Below are 17,359 nucleotides of genomic sequence, written 5' to 3' on the forward strand. Positions count from 1 at the left end.
CAGAGCGAGAAGCCATGTATTATGAGCAACAGAGTCAGGCAAATAAGGCTGCTTGACTCAAACTAACGGGTCTCCGAGAAAGCCGGTACGGTTCATTCCTTCAGGCCGAGCGTCACTTGGCTGAATATTGAACGTTCGATAGCATCCCCATTGTATGTTCGCGCTGCTGCTTGATAGCGCTGTCTAAAATATCCAACAGCGCCTGGTAATCTTCCGGCATGGCGATATCCAGCCCGTGTTGCTCTACGCGCTCTATCGTTGCCTGGGTTTCACGAATCAGCGTTTCTAGCGATAGCGCTACTTGTTCATGCTCATCGGGCTGCATATTCACTTAATAGCCTTGCTGCAAGCGCTGCACACGCGCATACAGCTGTTTAGCGTTTTCAACCGCTGTGGCTTCATACGAATCCAGGGTAAGCAACGTATCTTTGCGCGGGTCGTGCATCGCTGCTTCCAGCTCGTTACGGTAGCGTTTTAGCAGATGCTCCAGGTTCATACGGATCATGGTGAGCTCCAACTGGAACTCCGCCTTCAGCTTGGTGTAACGCTCTTTTTTCTCAGGCGCTGCGCTACTTGCCTCAACAACGGCGCTAATCGTCAGCTTGATCTGCTTTTCAACCGCATTGAGCTTGGGGACGAGGTCGTTGACGACCTCTCGGGCTGAGATGGTGGTGCTGGTTTGAGTCACATTTATTCCTAGCTTTGCTGAATTTTCTATTTTTTATCGCCTTTGGCACACCAATAGCGAGAATGGCTATCATCCCACTAATATTGCCACACCAAAAAATGCAGGGTCAGCTTTCTTACGGAGCGCCGTGTCTTAGAGGCTCTCATTACACAAAAAGGTTTCATAAGCGTATCCAAGCACGCTTTTCGACCATTTGCCCCATCGCATGCGTGGCAAAATAACAAAAATTATGGCTTTTATGCCTTTGTAACAAGGCTTAAGTATCGGGGCAGCTCAACCACATGGCCACACTGTTTGTAACTGGCGGCGCGGGATTCATCGGTAGTGCCGTTGTGCGCTACTTGATGGAGCACACCGACTGGCGCGTAATCAACATTGATAAGCTGACCTACGCATCCAACCTCAGTGCACTGGGCAATGCGCCCACAAACGAACGCCATCATCTAGCGCAGGTAGATATTTGTGATCAAACGGCACTCAAAGCGCTATTTGCACAATACCAGCCAGATGCAGTGATGCACCTTGTAGCCGAGAGCCATGTGGATCGCTCTATCAGCGGGCCAGCGGATTTTATCGCCACCAATATTGTGAGCACCTACACCCTGCTAGAAGCCAGTCGCCACTACTGGCAGGAGTTAGAGGGCAGTAAACGGGAGCAATTTCGCTTTCACCACATTTCGACGGATGAAGTGTACGGCGATTTAGCGCCTGAGGCTCATCCGTTCTCAGAAACAACGCCCTATGCCCCCAGCTCGCCCTATTCGGCAAGCAAGGCAAGCTCTGATCATTTGGTAAAGGCATGGCACCGCACCTATGGCCTGCCTATTGTGGTGACGAACTGCTCAAATAACTACGGACCCTGGCAGCACCAGGAAAAACTCATCCCATTAATCATCAATCGTGCGCTAGCAGGGGAAGCGCTGCCCATTTATGGCGATGGGCAGCAACGCCGCGACTGGCTGTATGTGGATGACCATGCCATAGCGCTCTACCGCGTTCTTACTCAAGGGCACATAGGCAACACTTACAATATTGGCGGCAACAACGAACACAGCAACCTGGAAGTTGTTCACAAGATGTGTGAGCTGCTTGATGAGCTAGCGCCGCTTGAGTACGGCTCATATAACAACCAGATCACATTTATAAAAGACAGGCCTGGGCATGATCGACGTTACGCGATTGATAACCGTAAAATCACACATGAACTAGGGTGGATGCCCTCGGAAAGCTTTCACAGCGGGTTGCGTAAAAACGTCACTTGGATGCTCAAAAACTATTGACAGTCAACACTTAAATAAACAATCTTAGGCGCCGATAAAGACATAACAATACATAGCAAGGAAAAGCCATGAAGGGGATTGTTTTGGTGGGAGGAAGTGGCTCCAGGCTTTACCCTATTACCATAACTATATAGAAACAGGATTAGTGCTGTACAGCAATATAACTCGATCAGAGCCAAACGCTTTTTAAACGCAATTTTATTTCATAAGCAAAGGCTTAAAAATCAGAATCAAACACTTTACGATAGTTAAGATTTCTCAAAAAAACACTGGTCAAACACAACATCCACCAACTCTTAAAAAAATTAATTAAAACCAGCACGAGGAAAGAAAAAAACTAAAAAAACCTAAACAACATAGCAACACACCTTCATATAAATCAGAGGCAAAAGTAATGAATAATGCATTACAAAGAATCAAAAAAAAAATAGCAGAAGGCAGCTTAATTCAAGCTAAAAAAGAATGTGAAAAACTTTTATTAGAAGAGCCTAGCAATCTATCAGCACGTGAAACATTAGGCTTAATCTTACAACACCAAGGTGATTTAAAGGCTGCCGAAAAATTATTTAAAGAGCTAGTAACCGCTGCGCCAGAATTTATTAATGCACATATTGCTCTTGCAACCATATATAGTGAACAAGGCAACACTGAAGCATCTAACAAATGCCTACAAAATGCTAGCAGAATCAAGGTAAGTACAATTAAAGAAAGTGCAAAAAAACACTCAACCCAAAAATCAATAACAGAACCATCTGAGCAACTTCCTTTATTACCGAGGGGGCAACCTTTCAATTTTAAAGCAGACAGGTTCAGTATTTGGGGACAAGAAATTGCCTTTATGACTGACCCCTTATTCATAAACAGCTGGAATAAGGTTATCACCAAAACATCTCCACATATAAACGACTCTGCAGTATATAAAATATTTTGGCGAGCACACATAGCAGTATCGATCATATCTCAAATACAAAGAAAAGATTTAGTTATCGCTGAATGTGGTGTTCATCTAGGACACTTAATGCAAACCATAATGCACTATTTCAAAGACAAAAAAAATATAGAACTCCATCTATTTGACACATTCAGAGGAATACCTTTAGAGCAAATAGAGAAAAATGAAAGCCTCGCACACTGGCATAATAAAAATAACTACAAGGGAGATTACTACAAAACAACAAAAAATTTCTTTAAAGAATTCAAAGAAGTTAAATTTCACAAGGGAAAAATTCCTGACACGCTAGCAAAATTCAACAATAGCCATGTTGACTTTGTATCTATTGATATGAACATAGTCGCCCCTGAGAAGGCAGCACTAGAATTTTTCTGGCCTAAAATACGCTTTGGAGGAGCAGTTCTTATAGACGACTATGGATTTCAGAAACATACAACACAACAAATAATGTATGATGATTTTTTTTCTCGGCATGGCATAATACCAATGCAACTACCAACAGGCCAAGCTGTTGTTTTTAAAAACTAAACTAATATCATATGGATGAATCCATGATCAACCCCATTTTAAAAATAGACTTAAATTATATTCATCACGCTACGAACCCGGGTAATAAATTTAATGGTGCGACAATAGTTGTTACAGGCTGCGCTGGATTTCTTGGCTTCTATTTCACACAGTATTTGGTGCGCTACTCAACCAAACTTGGAATAAAAAAAGTCATTGGTCTAGATAATTTTATTTTAGAAAAACCAGAGTGGTTAAAAACCCTAAAAAACGCATATCCTAAAATATTTTACTTTCACACATTCGATATTTCTAAAGACAATATTGAAACAGTTTGTGGCGCCGATAAAGCTCGCTTTGTTATTCATGGTGCCTCAATAGCTTCTCCCTCTTTTTACAGAAAATACCCCTTAGAGACTATTGATGCTAACATCTGGGGCCTTCGTCACCTACTTGACTTTTATTGTTCATCAGATTATCTAGAGGGCTTTCTATTTTTCTCTTCAAGTGAAGTTTACGGAGACCCAGATGCTGGTTCTATCCCTACTCAAGAGAGCTATCGTGGAAACGTAGCCTGCACTGGACCACGTGCTTGCTATGATGAATCAAAGCGATTTGGTGAGACGTTATGTTATGTGTTCGCTAGCAAGCATGATATGCCAGTCACAGTGGCCCGCCCGTTTAATAACTATGGTCCAGGAATGCGTCTAGGTGACAAACGTATCCCTGCTGATTTTGCACAATGTGTGCTGGAAGACCGCGATTTAATTATGTTATCTGATGGTAAGCCAACTCGAACTTTTTGCTACGTATCCGATGCAATAGTTGGCTATTTACTATGTTTGCTTTACGGAAAATATGACGTATTCAATATTGGTATTGAAGAACCAGAAATAACCATGAATCAGCTGGCTAATATATATCAAAAAGCTGGTAAGGAAATTTTTGGTTATACTGGCCAGATTTTGTATAAGACGAGTCCAGATCCAGAATATATGACTGACAACCCAAATCGCCGATGCCCGACCATCAAGAAAGCTAAAGAACAACTCAATTATACACCGAAAATTTTAGTACAAGATGGTGTTCACCTTTATTTAAATTTCCTTAAACAAGAAAGGCTAAAAAAGACACTATGAAAGTTACAATTATCGGAACTGGTTATGTTGGGCTCGTTTCAGGTGTCTGTCTTGCCGCAAAGGGCCATCAGGTTACGTGCGTAGATATAAGGCAAGACATTGTTAGCTGCCTGAATGCTGGCAATCCACATATTTATGAAGCTGGTTTATCCGAGCTATTAACACAAGTGATTGAATCAGGTGATTTTGAAGCCACGACTGATTTGACCACTGCTCTTGATCGCGTTGATACGATTATTGTCGCTGTAGGGACACCGTCGGACGGTGGCGTTATTGATCTAAGCTACGTACGTACTGCTGTTCGAAAAATTGGAGAATATCTTAAGAATAATGATCGCTATATCTCTATTATAATTAAAAGTACTGTAATTGCAGGTACAACCGATACTGTCGTACGCGAAGAAATAGAAACTGCTTCTGGAAAATATCATCCTGCTTTTGGACTAGGAATGAATCCAGAGTTTCTGCGCGAGGGCGAAGCTATTGATGACTTTATGAACCCAGATCGTATCGTACTCGGATATGAGGACCCCGAGACACTAGAACGTTTAGAGGCCTTATATGCACCTTGGCATGTTGACAAAGTGCGTGTAAATACTCGCACAGCAGAATTAATTAAATATGCCAATAACTCTTTACTAGCTACACAGATATCTGCAGCTAATGAGATTGCTAACTTTGCTGCAGCATTAGGCAATATTGATATTATGGATGTTATCAACGGTGTATCACTAGACCGCCGATGGAACCCTATACTGAGAGACGGTACACGACTAAACCCGGCTATTCTTAATTATCTAATTCCAGGTTGTGGGTTTGGCGGTAGCTGTTTTCCAAAAGATATTCAAGCTTTACACTCCCAAGGGCAAGAGTTGGGTTTAACTATGGACATAACAAAGGCTGTGCTAAATGTTAATGATGTGCAGCCATTGCAAGTGGCTAACATTATCAATTCTCACATAAAAGAATTATCCAATTATAAAATACTTATACTAGGCCTTGCGTTCAAACCTGGAACTGACGATGTACGTGAATCGGCATCACTAAAAATTATAGACTCTCTTTTAAAGCAGGGAGCCACCATATTTGCTCATGATCCCATTGCAGCTACTAATTTTAGCAATGCTATGGGTACAGAAGCTAGAAAAATTACTATTACGAGCGAGTGGCGCCATCACATCAATGATACAGATATAATAGTTATTGTGACAAAATGGCCAGAATACATTGATTTAGAAAACATCAACTTATCAGGAAAGATTATTTTTGATACTCGTCGAATGTTGTCTATTGAGAAAGTAACAGGCGCTCAATACTTCGCTATTGGTCTGCGACAAAGCTAAATGCTGCCGTTAAAATAAAAGACAAACCTCTTTCCAGAGCCAAACTACAGTATGTACAGCTCTGGAAAGGCAATTTTAAATAACAACTGTCTAACTTAAATTTTTTTATTTTCAAGGCAACATTTGTCATGATCGTTTGTTATCGATATCTATATAAGTGTACTTATACCCAGTCATTTTTCTTACCTCATCCAAATAATTGGAATTCATTACATATACTTCACTAATCTCAGGGAATTCCTCCATAAATTGTTGAGGTGATAGTACTAGCAATCCCGTGACCGGAAGATATTTACCCTGCTTGGCAGGATTTATATCCACTGCAAAAGATATATTTTTCTGATGCTTTTTCATCAAAGAGAATATCACACCTTTTGATGAGGCTCCCCATACAACAGCTTTATTCTCGTTATTTATATAAGAGTTTGCATCTACACCCTCAATATTAAAAGAGAAGCTTTTTGGAAAAACAACGGGGTTAATATCTTTTTTAGGTGCTTGACGTAAATCAGCAAGATCAGCAACAATATACAAATACTGACCAGAAAACAGCTTCCCACTGTCTCTTATATGGCTAAAAATATTCTCAAAATCAGCCATCCTAAAGTAATTGACATGCTCGTAAAAAATATCGAACCAAGCATTATGCTTAATAATCCAATCCAGGCAAGGCACTTCTATATAGATAAGCCCTTGCCCTCCATTAGCACTTTTAATTGTATGCAAAAACTCCCAAGGTGAAGCAATATGCTCTAACACATGTCTTAGAATTATTCCTTTTGCATTATTTCTAATCGTAGCATCGTAGAATTTTTTTTCTATTCTTGGATTTTCGCCAGTATACGATGGATCATATCCAGTAATATCAAACCCTTTTTCAAGCATTAGCTCAAGAAAAAATCCTTTACCACAACCTATTTCTACAATCTTTTTTTTGCCTAAATTTCTAATTACAATATTAGCAACCCCTTCCAGATGTAACTTAAAAACATCACTTATTGCTTGCTCATTATTATAATTCCTATCATAAATAACAGCGTTTGGATCAAAGTCTTTATTATAAACCAAACCACTAACAGGGTCCTGAACTAAAGTAATGTTACCAGTAGGACTGTTTAAGGCTTCTAAAAAAGTGTCATAAACTCGATTTTGTAGCGTTGGCACACCTTCGACTCGGTAAAGCTCATACACATTATCCATAATTTGGCACTCCTACTACGCGTGGTGGATCTACCTGATTATCGGGGCGAGCACTAAATTCTAATAACTCCCTTCGCCCATACTCGTCTGCTATTTTTTCAGCAATTTCTCTTACTGTAATGGGTATGCCTGAACAAATATTAACAACCCCTATTACATCACTATAAGCAGCTTCAGCAATTTTTTCTCCCACTCTTTTCACATCCAAAAAATCTCGCACCTGTGTCCCACTTGTGAGCTTGGCAGGCTCTCCATTTATCAATTGTTTTCTAATATATGGCACAAGCCTACTTTCACTTTCTCCTTCCCCATAAAGATAAAAAAGACGACACCACAAAAACTCTACTGATTGAGAAGGAAGCCATTGAGATAATGTTAAAAAGGTAGATATTTTTGCCGCTGCATAGGAAGACGTAGGATGAAGAGGGGAATTAATTGATAAGTCTTCTCCAGCATAAAGATCATATTCAAAGCAAGTACCTATACCTAAAAATCGTCTAACGCCAGCTGTTGCTGCACCTTTTGCAATAGCTAACGTACCAACTAAGCAGTCTATGTTTTTAGACGAATTTAAATATTTTTTCGGTTCCATATACCATGCTGAATGAATAACGGTATCTATACCATGACATATATCTTCCCACCAACTTTCATCTTCTGAAAAAAGATCTGGGGTTGATATTATTCTATCCACCCGCATACATCTTTCATACTCATGCTCTTTTCCAGTACGAACAACAAGCGTAAGGCTTACATCTGATTTTAATAAAGCATTAACTATATGTCGACCAACAAACCCAGTAGCACCTGTGACGAGTATTTTAGTCATATTGGAATTAACTCCACCGATCAAAGTTACTATATATTAAATTTTCCTTATTAAAGGCCATACTGAATCCTTAGGGGAAGTTTCTGTTACTGCCATAGGCCACTTAATGCCAATAGCAGGATCATCATATTTTAGACCATCCTCAGCATCAGGTGCATAGCAAGCGCTAACCATGTAATGGACCAAAGCTCCATCACTCAGCGCTTGATAGCCATGGGCAAAACCTCTAGGTACATACATGAGTTTCCCATTCTGAGCTGATAGCTCTGCTCCGAACCACTGCATATAAGTAGGCGAGTCTTCACGTAGATCAACAATAACATCGTAGATAGAGCCACTCAGGCAACTTACCAGCTTCACTTCTGCATGCTCTCCATGTTGATAATGCATGCCTCGTATTAAGCCAGCTTTAACATTAAAACTAACGTTTCCCTGAACGAACTGTGTCTCCAAATTATGCATATTGAATTCTTGAATACAAAACGAACGTGCAAAAAAACCACGTTTATCTTCTCGCTTTTCTAAGCTAATCAGATATGCTCCCTGCAAAGGTGTCTCAGTAAAATTCATATTATGCCTTATAACTTATAAGTATATGGAGTTAAGCCTTTATGTGGTTTGGCCAGTGGCAAGCTTCTGTACATTTCATTCCCAACACTTCCAAGGAGCACTATCAGAATTCCAAAGACTCTCAAGATAATTTTTATCCCTCAACGTATCCATAGGCTGCCAAAAACCATGGTGCTCAAAGGATTGCAAATGACCTTCTTTAGCTAAGTGTTGCAATGGCTCACTTTCCCAGGAGGTTTGGTCATCTTTTATGTAGTCTATAACGTTTGGATGGAGCATAAAAAAACCACCGTTTATCCAAGCGCCATCTCCTGGAGGCTTTTCTTGAAAACCAGTAACAGTAGTTGAATCTTTTATCAAAGCTCCATAACGACCTGGTGGTTGCACTGCAGTTACGGTTGCCATTTTATTATGTTGCTGATGGAACTCTCTTTGCTTAGATATATTGACGTTTGAAACACCATCGCCATATGTAAAGCAAAATGCTTCTTCATCTTCCAAATATTTTTTGACACGCTTTAGGCGGCCACCAGTCATTGTATTCTCACCAGTATCCACCAGTGTTACTCGCCATGGTTCTGCATGTTTTTCATGCACTTGCATTATATTATCTGACATATCAAAAGTGACATCCGACATGTGCAAGAAATAGTTAGCAAAGTACTCTTTAATCACATAGCCTTTGTAACCGCAACAAATAATAAAATCATTCACCCCATGGAACGAGTAAATCTTCATAATGTGCCAAAGTATTGGCTTACCACCAATATCAATCATAGGCTTGGGCTTTAGATGAGTCTCTTCAGATATTCTGGTACCAAGCCCACCTGCTAAAATCACACATTTCATAACAAAATACCCCTTTAACCAAAACGATTTCTCAAAATATTTTCTGCCATTTCTAACATTTTCACCTTTTTCTCTTCATCCTCTTCTTTCATGAGACCTTCGAAATCCTTCAAATAATACTGATAGAACTCCTCTCTTTCTAATTCTACATTTTCTCCAATCAACCTTGTATCATAACTTTCACTTCTAACAGAAAAATATCGTCTAAAATAAGATACCTCATCAACTGTTAAGTTACACCCATACCATAACAAATGACTAATCAGTACATGATCAAATGATTTTACTTTTTCAAAAAAATAGCTACTTAAATCCGATCGGCGGAATATAGAATTCAAAATAGTACAATTACCAAGCTCCATAACCGACTTTAAATAACGGCTTTCTTTAGCCTTATCAATAAAGTAATAAACTGCTTGCTCAGCAACACCATGCACATTTGACTTCTCGTCGACTACCATAGGCTTACCTATAACCATGGAAACACTTGGGCAACTCTGAATTTTACCAACAACTACCGAAAGATACCTATCTGATAAAAAGTCATGCCCCCCCAACCACATAAAATACTTTGATCTTGAAACATCTAAACAGAATTTCCAATTTTCAATACTTCCTTTATTTTTATCGTGCTGAAACACTTCAAAGCGTTCATCATCTGCTATTTCTTCACAGATAATACTTAGCGTTTTATCTGTAGAACAATTATCTGAAATCAAAAATTTAACATCATTACAATCTTGTTTTTTCAACGACTGAATGGTTTCACGGATATATTTTTCTTCATTATAAACCGGTACCCCTACACACAGGGTAAATTCACGTTGATTACACTCAAGCTGACTAGGATCGTAAATCACTTCACGCTTCACAGCTGGCTTTTTCATTTTCTCAGCTAAGCCTTCCTCCACTAAGTACTCATCTGCCTTCTCCTCACTCACCTGAGTCAACAAAGCATACGCCATATCCTTAACGCCATAGACCGTATGTAAAAGGAAGGCGAGCTTCAGCTTTTGATTATCGCTCAGTGCAGTCAAGCGCTTATGGCTTGGTAAAAAGATAGCATCTGCAGCTGTTAATTCAGTAGCTTGGCGTTGCTCTTCAGATACGCTACCTGGGAAATGGCTTTGGAATGCCATGTTGTTGAAGCGGTAGAATCGGAATCCGAGGCGTCCCATCCAGTGTTGGATTTCGGCAAAGTTCGGTTGGTGTTCGTGAGTGGGCTGGAAGGCAATACGCACTTGTATCAGTAGTGTCTCTTGTAACGCTTGTTCGCCATATTTGAGAATACTGATTGCATCGTGTCGATCATCAAGAATCAGCCAATCTAGACTCTCTAGTCCTTCGATGCTGTCTAAAGCGATGGTATTAATGGGCAGCTTTGCCAGCACCTTAGCGCCCTGTGGGTTGTCGCCATGCTGCTCTTCTAGAGGCAGAGGCTCTAGCGTGCTGCTAAATATAGGGTCAAGGCAGGCGTAGAGTGTTGTTTGTTGTCCGTTGCCAAGCAAGGCATGAGGAAACACCTGAACATCCTCACTACCTTCAAACTGTTTGATATTTTCCACTTTGCTAGTTGGGTCAAAAGCTATAATACCTAGCGCTTTGAGCTGGCGAAGTGATGCAATGCCAGCTTGACTTATAAGCTTTGCACTATTATCAATCACTATGATCTTACTAGGTAGCTGCCAATTAAACTTCCTATTAAATACTTGTGCTGGCTGCTGTGGTTCGGCAGATATACTGCTTTTAGAAAATATCTCAGGTACGTCAACTTGTACGGGTGCTGCTTCACCATCAAATTGCGCTTGGCCATTTTTCTGGAAAGTAAGTGCCGCAGGTGCTTTGCCTTCGCAATAACGCTGCCAAATAGCGCGCATGGCAATGGTAAAATGTTTGGCGAAACGGGGGGCATCGCATACCGGCGAAGCCAGCAGCTGTTTACGCAAACCTTTGCGAATAGCCGCTAAACTCTCTAAATCGCCAGCAAGTTCTAGCACCTGTTGGCAGTACTGTTCCCAGCTTTCGGTCACAAGCTCTGGAAAGCCCGCATTTACTAAGTGAGTGGCGCTATGGCGGCCTGCAAAAGTTGGCCCAGGCATAGTAACCACGGGCACGCCCATTAAAAGGGCTTCACACGTTGTTAAACCTCCAGAATACGGCCAAGGGTCTAGCGCTATATCTACCCGGTTGTAGGCATCTAAGAGAAAAAAGTGGGGCGAGAATGCTTCCATTATCAAGCGGTCAGGCGCAATACCATGGACAGCAAACTGGTTTTGAGTCTGCTCTATAAACTCTTCACCTTCATACTGGCTACCTTTTAAGAACAGCTTGCTACCAGGTAACTGATGCATAATCTCTGCCCAGTGGGCAATAATTTGCGCATTAAGTTTAGAAGGGTTATTAAAACAACCTAATGTTATGTAGCCATTTTTCTGCGCAGGCAGCGCCCGTACTGGCGGATTATTTTCTGCCGGAAGGTAACAAATATAATCATCCGGCATACGAATTAGCTTTTCAATATAGAGGTTATCTATTCCTTCAGGGGTCTCCACGCTGTCACTTATTAAGTAATCAATCGCACTGGGGCCGGTGGTATTAATCAACCCACCTACCCATTTAATAATTAGTGGCGCTGGTTCTTCTGCAACGGCTAGCAAACGATGACCTTCTGAGTGGCCACACAGGTCAAACAAAATATCTATATCATCTTGCCGAATCCTTTCAGCTAGGTCTTCGTCACTTAAATGAATTACCGCATTCCATTCATCAAAACGTTTTCTAAGCCGTTGGGCACGTTTGTCATTAATATGGCTGAGTGAATAGGCAATAAGCTCAAACTGGCTTTCGGGAAGGTACTCTAAAGCAGAGGTAATCATGTTACCAACAGGGTGAATGCGCAACCCTGATGACAGCATACCAATACGTAAACGCCGTCGTGGATCTGTACTCTTTGCTTTTTTACGCTCGGCTTTTTTTGGGGCATATTGCAGGTCCCAATTTCTAGCATCATCAAAAAAACTTTCAGCATTATACTTGGGATTATAATGCTTGGAAAAGAAATAACTGGAAAACGAGGAAGACCGTTTAGGATCTTTTTCTATTAGCCGGGCAAATATTATGTCGGCTTTATCAAACTGACCTAACATGCGGTAAATATTACCAAGGTTGCTCAAGCTACCCACATCATTTGGGTATTTTTGTGCTATTTTTTTATAAACTTCTAATGCACTACTTAATTTTGTTGATTTTGATAAAGCATCAGCCTGGAGCACCCAAACGGAATTCTCCATATTTCCAAGCTTATCTGCTTTTTCTAAATATTCTAGCGCTTTTTTAAAATAGCCACCATCAATCAACATTTTGGAAATAGCGCATAATGCTTTGGTATCTTTTGGGCGCTTAGAGAGCGCTTTATCTATCTCTTTTATGCCAGCTGCTACATTACCATCGCGGTAGTAAGCAACCCCTAAATTGTAAAGCACTTCTGCATCTTCGGATTCTAGAGAGTGCGATTTTTCTAATGCACTAATAGCTTCCTTTATTTTTCCTATTTCAAGTAGTGCCGTTCCCTTTATTTTAAAAAGGTTTGCAGATTCAGTGTGTGCAAGCTCTAGATTGCTAACGGTTTCTAGCACCTTTTGAAAATTCTTCTTACTTAACATTTTTGTTAGACGGTTGGCATTTTTTTCGGAAAGAGGGGATGCACACATGTTGAATCCAACGTTAAAGGCAATGAGATTGTTCAAGATCAGCCATTGCCAAAAATAATGCAAAAAGCGGGAGCCACTGGCCCCCGCTTACGTTATCTAAAGCCATTACGCTATCAGATAATTTAACCCAACAGAGAAAGTACGTTCTGCGGGATTTGGTTGGCCTGCGCCAACACCGAAGTGCCTGCCTGCTGCAGGATCTGCGCACGGGTCATGTTAGCCACTTCTGAAGCGTAGTCAGCATCTTCGATGCGTGAACGGGCCGCAGAAAGGTTAGTTTCGTTGGTCTGCAGGTTAGTAATAGCAGATTCGAAACGGTTTTGGATGGCACCCAAGTCAGAACGCAAGCCATCAACCTTAGCAAGTGCAGCATCTAAGGTCGCCAGCGGGTCTTCAGTGCGCTCACCTGCGCTGGTTTCGTCTGTAGTCAAGCGGCCGCTCGCGTTAACATTGGCGGTTTCGCCTACTTCAAGGGCATATTCACCACTGTACTCAGTAGTGCCATCAGACTCAAAGTTGCCTAGTACTGTTACTTCACCAGTTTCTGGGTTTACAGAATAATTAGTTACAAATTTTTCTTGGGTAGTTAATTCGCCATTAAAGTCAACAAAGGCATCTGTCGTATCGCCAGCAGCGTCAAATGCGATGGTAGCGGAAGTCAGGCCACTCGCCATATCCACGGCAGTAGCAGTACCATCTGCGGCAGCCAGTACCTCGCTTGCGCTTGCAGTGTTGGTGAAGGTTAAGTCAGTACCATCACCTGTATAAGTCGTACCGCCGATGCTTACAGAACCTGAATTACCAGCAGCTTCATCAAGAACATCTTGAAGCGTCGCTTGCGTTCCACCACCAGCTGTTGTGTTGGTCGTTAATTCACCACTATCGGATAGATAGGCTGCTTGGCCACCAATGGTGATAGTACCGGTGGAGGAAACTTCAAAGTTGGCAACAGAGCCATCTGTGAATTCATAACTGCCCGATGCGGTACCTGTGGCAGGGGTATTTTCAGCAGCAAGATCATCAGTATCCGCTGCTGCAACTGTATCGGTATAGGTAAAGTTACCGCTTGCAGCGTCGAACGTATAAGCAACAGCATCCGTAGCTGAAGCAGTATTCGTAGTAACAGTGTCACCGTTCTGGATTTCGCCAAGAATCTGATCAAGCGATGCAGAATCAAAGGTGGTGGTAACACTATATGTGTTGGCACCACCTGCGGTTTGACCACCGGCTGCGATCAGGTCAGTAACCGTTGCGCTGCGGTTTTGGGTTTCACCACTTCCATCAACGTTAAAGCCATCTAGGCCTAGCGTTTGCGAGGTAATTTGCTGCAGGCCAACACTGATGGTCTGACCATCATCGGCACCTACTTGAATGCTTAGGTTGTTGTCTTCCGCTAGTACCTTAGTGCCGTTGAAATCGGTTTCTTTAGAAATACGATCAATTTCTGACATGCGCTGATTGATTTCGTCCTGGATAGAGTCCAGGTCAGACTGGCTATTGGTGCCGTTTTGCGCCTGAACTGACAGCTCACGAATACGCTGTAAGTTGTCGTTGACTTGGTTTAAGCCGCCTTCAGCGGTTTGTGCGATGGAGATACCATCGTTGGCGTTACGCTGGGCTTGGTTCAGGCCAGTGATTTGTGCACTGAAACGGTTCGCGATTGCCTGTCCAGCAGCGTCGTCTTTGGCGCTGTTGATGCGCAGGCCAGAGCTCAGGCGCTCCATAGAAGTGGTCAACGCATTCTGGGACTTGCTCAGGTTGTTCTGACCGATCATCGATGTGATGTTGGTATTGATCACTGACATGGTGATTCTCCTTGCTGGAACACTGGCCTAGAAGGCCCGCTTTTCGGCCACGTTGTGTGCCGTTGTATTGATTAACGGCATGATGAGGAGAACCTTTAGGGCGAATAGTAAAAAATTATGTAAATTTTAGTGAACGCTGACCAACATAGCGCTACATAGCTGATCAAGGCGCTGCATTTTTAATCGTAGAGGGGTATTGTACGTTCATTCGAATGCAGTAGAGGACGCACCATGTCAACAACCTACCTACCTTTGCTACTAGGCGGCATCGCTGTTGTGTTAGGGCTAATAAGCGCTGTGCTGTTTTATAAGGTGGTGATTGCGCCACGCAAGGCCGAGCCTTCCTCTCAGCAGGCCTCTACTCCCTCATCTACTCCCTCAGCAGAGCAGGCGGATACCCCCAGCTATCAAAGCCAGCCTAAAACAACCAGCAAGCAGAGCAAAAAGCCGACCCAGCAGTGTTTGTTTGTGATGTTTGATGCGCCCAGCCAAGCCATTAACCAAGCGCTGGGAGAAATGCTCACTGCGAAAAACGCCTTTTACGAGGCGGAGCTAGGCGCCTTCCACCTTCCGCCGGGGCCGCAGGGCTACCCAATTATGCTGGCTAGCGCTACCTCGCCGGGTAAACTGCCGCCGCTACATAAAGAGCATAAAGAGGGGGAGCATACGCCGGTGCAGGGGGTGTCGATCTTGATCCGCTTTTTGAACACGCGGAAGGTGTCGCGCAACCCGGAGGATTTAATTACCTTTACCCATGAGGTGGCGGCGCTGGGTGGCAAAATTTTGGATGCTAAGCGTAAGCCCATCACGGAAGAGAGTTTGGCGGCCATGTACCGAGAGGGGGAGTAGCTGGAAGGGGTTAGGTTGCTTCGTTGTTGTGCCCTGCAATCATATGGGGCGCATTAAGAAGGGTGCCGAAATCCTTCGTCTGCTAAAGCGGCCTCTACCCGAGCTTTTCACCTTATCGCTCATTGAGGCCGCTTACGACGTTATTGGCTACCGTGACGTTAGCTACTTTTTACGGCCTAGCTGGTAGTCCAATGCTTCAAACTGCTGGGTTAGGTAGGAGCTCATGCTGTTCATCTGGGCAATCATGCTATCTAGCTGGCCGAACTGAGTGCGGTAGCGGGAAATGGTGCCTTCGATGGTTTTTTCCATGCGCTCATAGCGCTCATCCAGGCTTTTTACACGGCTTTCGGCACCGCTAATCGCTAGCTTTACTACACCGTTATCGCCAAGCATTCGCTCTACGGTGCTGTCGAGCTGTGAGGCCAAGCCATCCCCGTCGCTACCCACAAAAAAGTCACTGAGTGCCTGGGGGTTATTGGCGACTAGGTCGCTGATTTTATCGTCATCTACTTCCAGCGTGCCATCTCGTTGCAGGGTAATGCCTAGCTGGTTAAGCGTGGAAAGCTCGCTCCCTGCTACGCTGCCCGTCAGCACACTACGCAGGCGGCTTTCGATAGTGCGCACGGTGCTGTCGCCTACCAATTCACCGGCGGTTTCGCTGTCGCCATTAAAGCTGGTGAGTTTTCCAATGGTGCCTTTTAGGTCGTTAAACGCTTTTACAAAACCGCTAATCGCTTCGCGCTGCTTGAGCGTATCGCGCTCTACATTAACCGTGCTGGTGGCAGTTCCGCCATCGGCAATGCTAAGTTCCGCTAAATTAAGGGTAACGCCCTGGATGGCGCCTTCGATCTGGTTTTTAGCGCTGCTAATGGCAATGCCATTGACCGTTAGCGCGGCGTCTTCACCAGCTTGCTTGGTGGCGGCATCTTCTGCAAAGGGGCCTGTTACCGTGATTCCGGCTGCATCTACAAAGCTAAAGCTGGCAATAGCGGCATCCGCGCCGGTCGTTTTAGAGCTAAGCGCCAGCCGGTAGCCCGTGCCATCGTTAATAATGGTGGCGTTTACGCCGGAGTCTTTGTTGGCGTTAATGGCATCGCGAATGTCGGTCAGGCTGCTGTCGGCAGCAAGATCGATTTTAACCGTATCGCTATTGCCAAAAGTGAGCTGAATGGCGGTGGCACCCTGCAGATCCAGCGCAGTATCGGTATCACTCGTGGTCACTCTGCTAGATGCTAGAGAGCCTGTCGTCGCGAGTTTCGACACCTCTACACGGTAGCTACCCGGCAGTGCATCAGCGGTGGCAGTAGCCTTAATCGCATCGCCCCGCACATTGGCAGAGAGGCTTTGATAAAGCGCCGAGTCATTGATTTTCGCCAGTGAGTCTTGGAAAGCATTCATTGATGTTTGCAGCTGGCCATAGGCGGAAATTTTCGCCTGTTGCTGCTGTTTTTGAAGCGTAATGGGCTCAAGCTTGCCACGCTCAGCTGCCTGTAGCTGGTCCAATAGGCCGGTGAGGTCCAAGCCAGAGCCAACGCCTAGAGAGGTTATTGTCGCCATGCCGATGTTCCTCAATGCAAAAGGCTAAACCAACAGTCATCCAAAACACTTAGTCAGGTACGGAGTGCTTGTTGAAATTTA

At 43.3% G+C, this 17,359-nt stretch carries 15 protein-coding genes; 6 read left to right on the forward strand and 9 right to left on the reverse strand.

The window, feature by feature from the left end; translation table 11 throughout:
* Positions 1-112 precede the first annotated feature (112 nt).
* Both ACIGG6_RS17010 and ACIGG6_RS17015 read right to left on the reverse strand, forming a co-directional pair.
* On the reverse strand, positions 113-325 hold the full coding sequence (locus ACIGG6_RS17010) for a hypothetical protein (RefSeq protein ID WP_399846218.1): 213 nt from the start codon (positions 323-325) through the stop codon (positions 113-115).
* Between the two features lie 6 nt (positions 326-331).
* Complete coding sequence (locus ACIGG6_RS17015; protein ID WP_399846173.1) at positions 332-688, reverse strand: hypothetical protein; 357 nt, start codon at positions 686-688, stop codon at positions 332-334.
* A 281-nt stretch (positions 689-969) separates the two neighbouring features.
* On the opposite strand from ACIGG6_RS17015, the gene rfbB reads away from it, so the two are divergent.
* The 5 genes from rfbB to ACIGG6_RS17040 all read left to right on the forward strand — a co-directional run bounded on the left by rfbB (position 970) and on the right by ACIGG6_RS17040 (position 5,909).
* Positions 970-1,968 carry a dTDP-glucose 4,6-dehydratase gene (gene rfbB, locus ACIGG6_RS17020; RefSeq protein WP_399846175.1) on the forward strand — a complete coding sequence of 333 codons (999 nt, stop codon included), beginning with the start codon at positions 970-972 and terminating at the stop codon, positions 1,966-1,968.
* Positions 1,969-2,036: 68 nt separating this feature from the next.
* Positions 2,037-2,102 carry a sugar phosphate nucleotidyltransferase gene (locus ACIGG6_RS17025; RefSeq protein ID WP_399846220.1) on the forward strand — a complete coding sequence of 22 codons (66 nt, stop codon included), beginning with the start codon at positions 2,037-2,039 and terminating at the stop codon, positions 2,100-2,102.
* 260 nt (positions 2,103-2,362) lie between these two features.
* Entirely contained in the window at positions 2,363-3,448 is a 1,086-nt protein-coding gene (locus tag ACIGG6_RS17030; protein WP_399846177.1) for a TylF/MycF/NovP-related O-methyltransferase, read from the forward strand.
* 23 nt (positions 3,449-3,471) lie between these two features.
* A complete protein-coding gene (locus ACIGG6_RS17035) occupies positions 3,472-4,566 on the forward strand; it encodes an NAD-dependent epimerase/dehydratase family protein (RefSeq protein ID WP_399846179.1) in 1,095 nt (364 codons plus the stop codon).
* Entirely contained in the window at positions 4,563-5,909 is a 1,347-nt protein-coding gene (locus ACIGG6_RS17040; protein ID WP_399846181.1) for a UDP-glucose dehydrogenase family protein, read from the forward strand. Before ACIGG6_RS17035 ends, ACIGG6_RS17040 begins: the two co-directional genes overlap by 4 nt.
* Positions 5,910-6,035: 126 nt before the next feature.
* On the opposite strand, the gene ACIGG6_RS17045 is transcribed toward ACIGG6_RS17040, so the two are convergent.
* The 6 genes from ACIGG6_RS17045 to ACIGG6_RS17070 all read right to left on the reverse strand — a co-directional run bounded on the left by ACIGG6_RS17045 (position 6,036) and on the right by ACIGG6_RS17070 (position 14,872).
* Positions 6,036-7,109: a class I SAM-dependent methyltransferase gene (locus ACIGG6_RS17045; RefSeq protein ID WP_399846183.1), complete on the reverse strand. Its 1,074-nt coding sequence runs from the start codon at positions 7,107-7,109 to the stop codon at positions 6,036-6,038.
* Positions 7,102-7,938, reverse strand: a complete 837-nt coding sequence (locus ACIGG6_RS17050) for an NAD-dependent epimerase/dehydratase family protein (protein WP_399846185.1) — start codon at positions 7,936-7,938, stop codon at positions 7,102-7,104. The genes ACIGG6_RS17045 and ACIGG6_RS17050 overlap by 8 nt, the downstream gene beginning before the upstream one ends.
* 36 nt (positions 7,939-7,974) lie before the next feature.
* A complete protein-coding gene (rfbC, locus tag ACIGG6_RS17055) occupies positions 7,975-8,508 on the reverse strand; it encodes a dTDP-4-dehydrorhamnose 3,5-epimerase (RefSeq protein ID WP_399846186.1) in 534 nt (177 codons plus the stop codon).
* 75 nt (positions 8,509-8,583) lie between these two features.
* The gene (rfbF, locus tag ACIGG6_RS17060; protein ID WP_399846187.1) at positions 8,584-9,357 is read right to left on the reverse strand and encodes a glucose-1-phosphate cytidylyltransferase; all 774 of its coding nucleotides are present in this window, start codon (positions 9,355-9,357) and stop codon (positions 8,584-8,586) included.
* A 14-nt stretch (positions 9,358-9,371) separates the two neighbouring features.
* Positions 9,372-13,067: an O-linked N-acetylglucosamine transferase family protein gene (locus ACIGG6_RS17065; RefSeq protein ID WP_399846189.1), complete on the reverse strand. Its 3,696-nt coding sequence runs from the start codon at positions 13,065-13,067 to the stop codon at positions 9,372-9,374.
* A gap of 122 nt (positions 13,068-13,189) precedes the next feature.
* Positions 13,190-14,872: a flagellin N-terminal helical domain-containing protein gene (locus ACIGG6_RS17070; RefSeq protein WP_399846192.1), complete on the reverse strand. Its 1,683-nt coding sequence runs from the start codon at positions 14,870-14,872 to the stop codon at positions 13,190-13,192.
* Between the two features lie 231 nt (positions 14,873-15,103).
* Between ACIGG6_RS17070 and ACIGG6_RS17075 the strand changes: the two genes are divergently transcribed.
* Entirely contained in the window at positions 15,104-15,721 is a 618-nt protein-coding gene (locus ACIGG6_RS17075) for a hypothetical protein (protein WP_399846195.1), read from the forward strand.
* 162 nt (positions 15,722-15,883) lie between these two features.
* Here ACIGG6_RS17075 and fliD read toward each other — a convergent pair whose 3' ends face one another.
* Entirely contained in the window at positions 15,884-17,278 is a 1,395-nt protein-coding gene (gene fliD / locus ACIGG6_RS17080; RefSeq protein WP_399846197.1) for a flagellar filament capping protein FliD, read from the reverse strand.
* Positions 17,279-17,359 lie beyond the last annotated feature (81 nt).

The sequence above is a fragment of the Vreelandella lionensis genome, assembly GCF_044543515.1.
Lineage (GTDB): Bacteria > Pseudomonadota > Gammaproteobacteria > Pseudomonadales > Halomonadaceae > Vreelandella > Vreelandella lionensis.

Coding starts and splice junctions, on each gene's coding strand:
- fliD (WP_399846197.1), bottom strand. CDS start 17,278: ATGGCGACAATAACCTCTCTAGGCGTTGGCTCTGGCTTGGACCTCACC.
- ACIGG6_RS17040 (WP_399846181.1), top strand. CDS start 4,563: ATGAAAGTTACAATTATCGGAACTGGTTATGTTGGGCTCGTTTCAGGT.
- ACIGG6_RS17010 (WP_399846218.1), bottom strand. CDS start 325: ATGCAGCCCGATGAGCATGAACAAGTAGCGCTATCGCTAGAAACGCTG.
- ACIGG6_RS17030 (WP_399846177.1), top strand. CDS start 2,363: ATGAATAATGCATTACAAAGAATCAAAAAAAAAATAGCAGAAGGCAGC.
- ACIGG6_RS17035 (WP_399846179.1), top strand. CDS start 3,472: ATGATCAACCCCATTTTAAAAATAGACTTAAATTATATTCATCACGCT.
- ACIGG6_RS17070 (WP_399846192.1), bottom strand. CDS start 14,872: ATGTCAGTGATCAATACCAACATCACATCGATGATCGGTCAGAACAAC.
- rfbB (WP_399846175.1), top strand. CDS start 970: ATGGCCACACTGTTTGTAACTGGCGGCGCGGGATTCATCGGTAGTGCC.
- rfbC (WP_399846186.1), bottom strand. CDS start 8,508: ATGAATTTTACTGAGACACCTTTGCAGGGAGCATATCTGATTAGCTTA.
- rfbF (WP_399846187.1), bottom strand. CDS start 9,357: ATGAAATGTGTGATTTTAGCAGGTGGGCTTGGTACCAGAATATCTGAA.
- ACIGG6_RS17050 (WP_399846185.1), bottom strand. CDS start 7,938: ATGACTAAAATACTCGTCACAGGTGCTACTGGGTTTGTTGGTCGACAT.
- ACIGG6_RS17075 (WP_399846195.1), top strand. CDS start 15,104: ATGTCAACAACCTACCTACCTTTGCTACTAGGCGGCATCGCTGTTGTG.
- ACIGG6_RS17065 (WP_399846189.1), bottom strand. CDS start 13,067: ATGTGTGCATCCCCTCTTTCCGAAAAAAATGCCAACCGTCTAACAAAA.
- ACIGG6_RS17045 (WP_399846183.1), bottom strand. CDS start 7,109: ATGGATAATGTGTATGAGCTTTACCGAGTCGAAGGTGTGCCAACGCTA.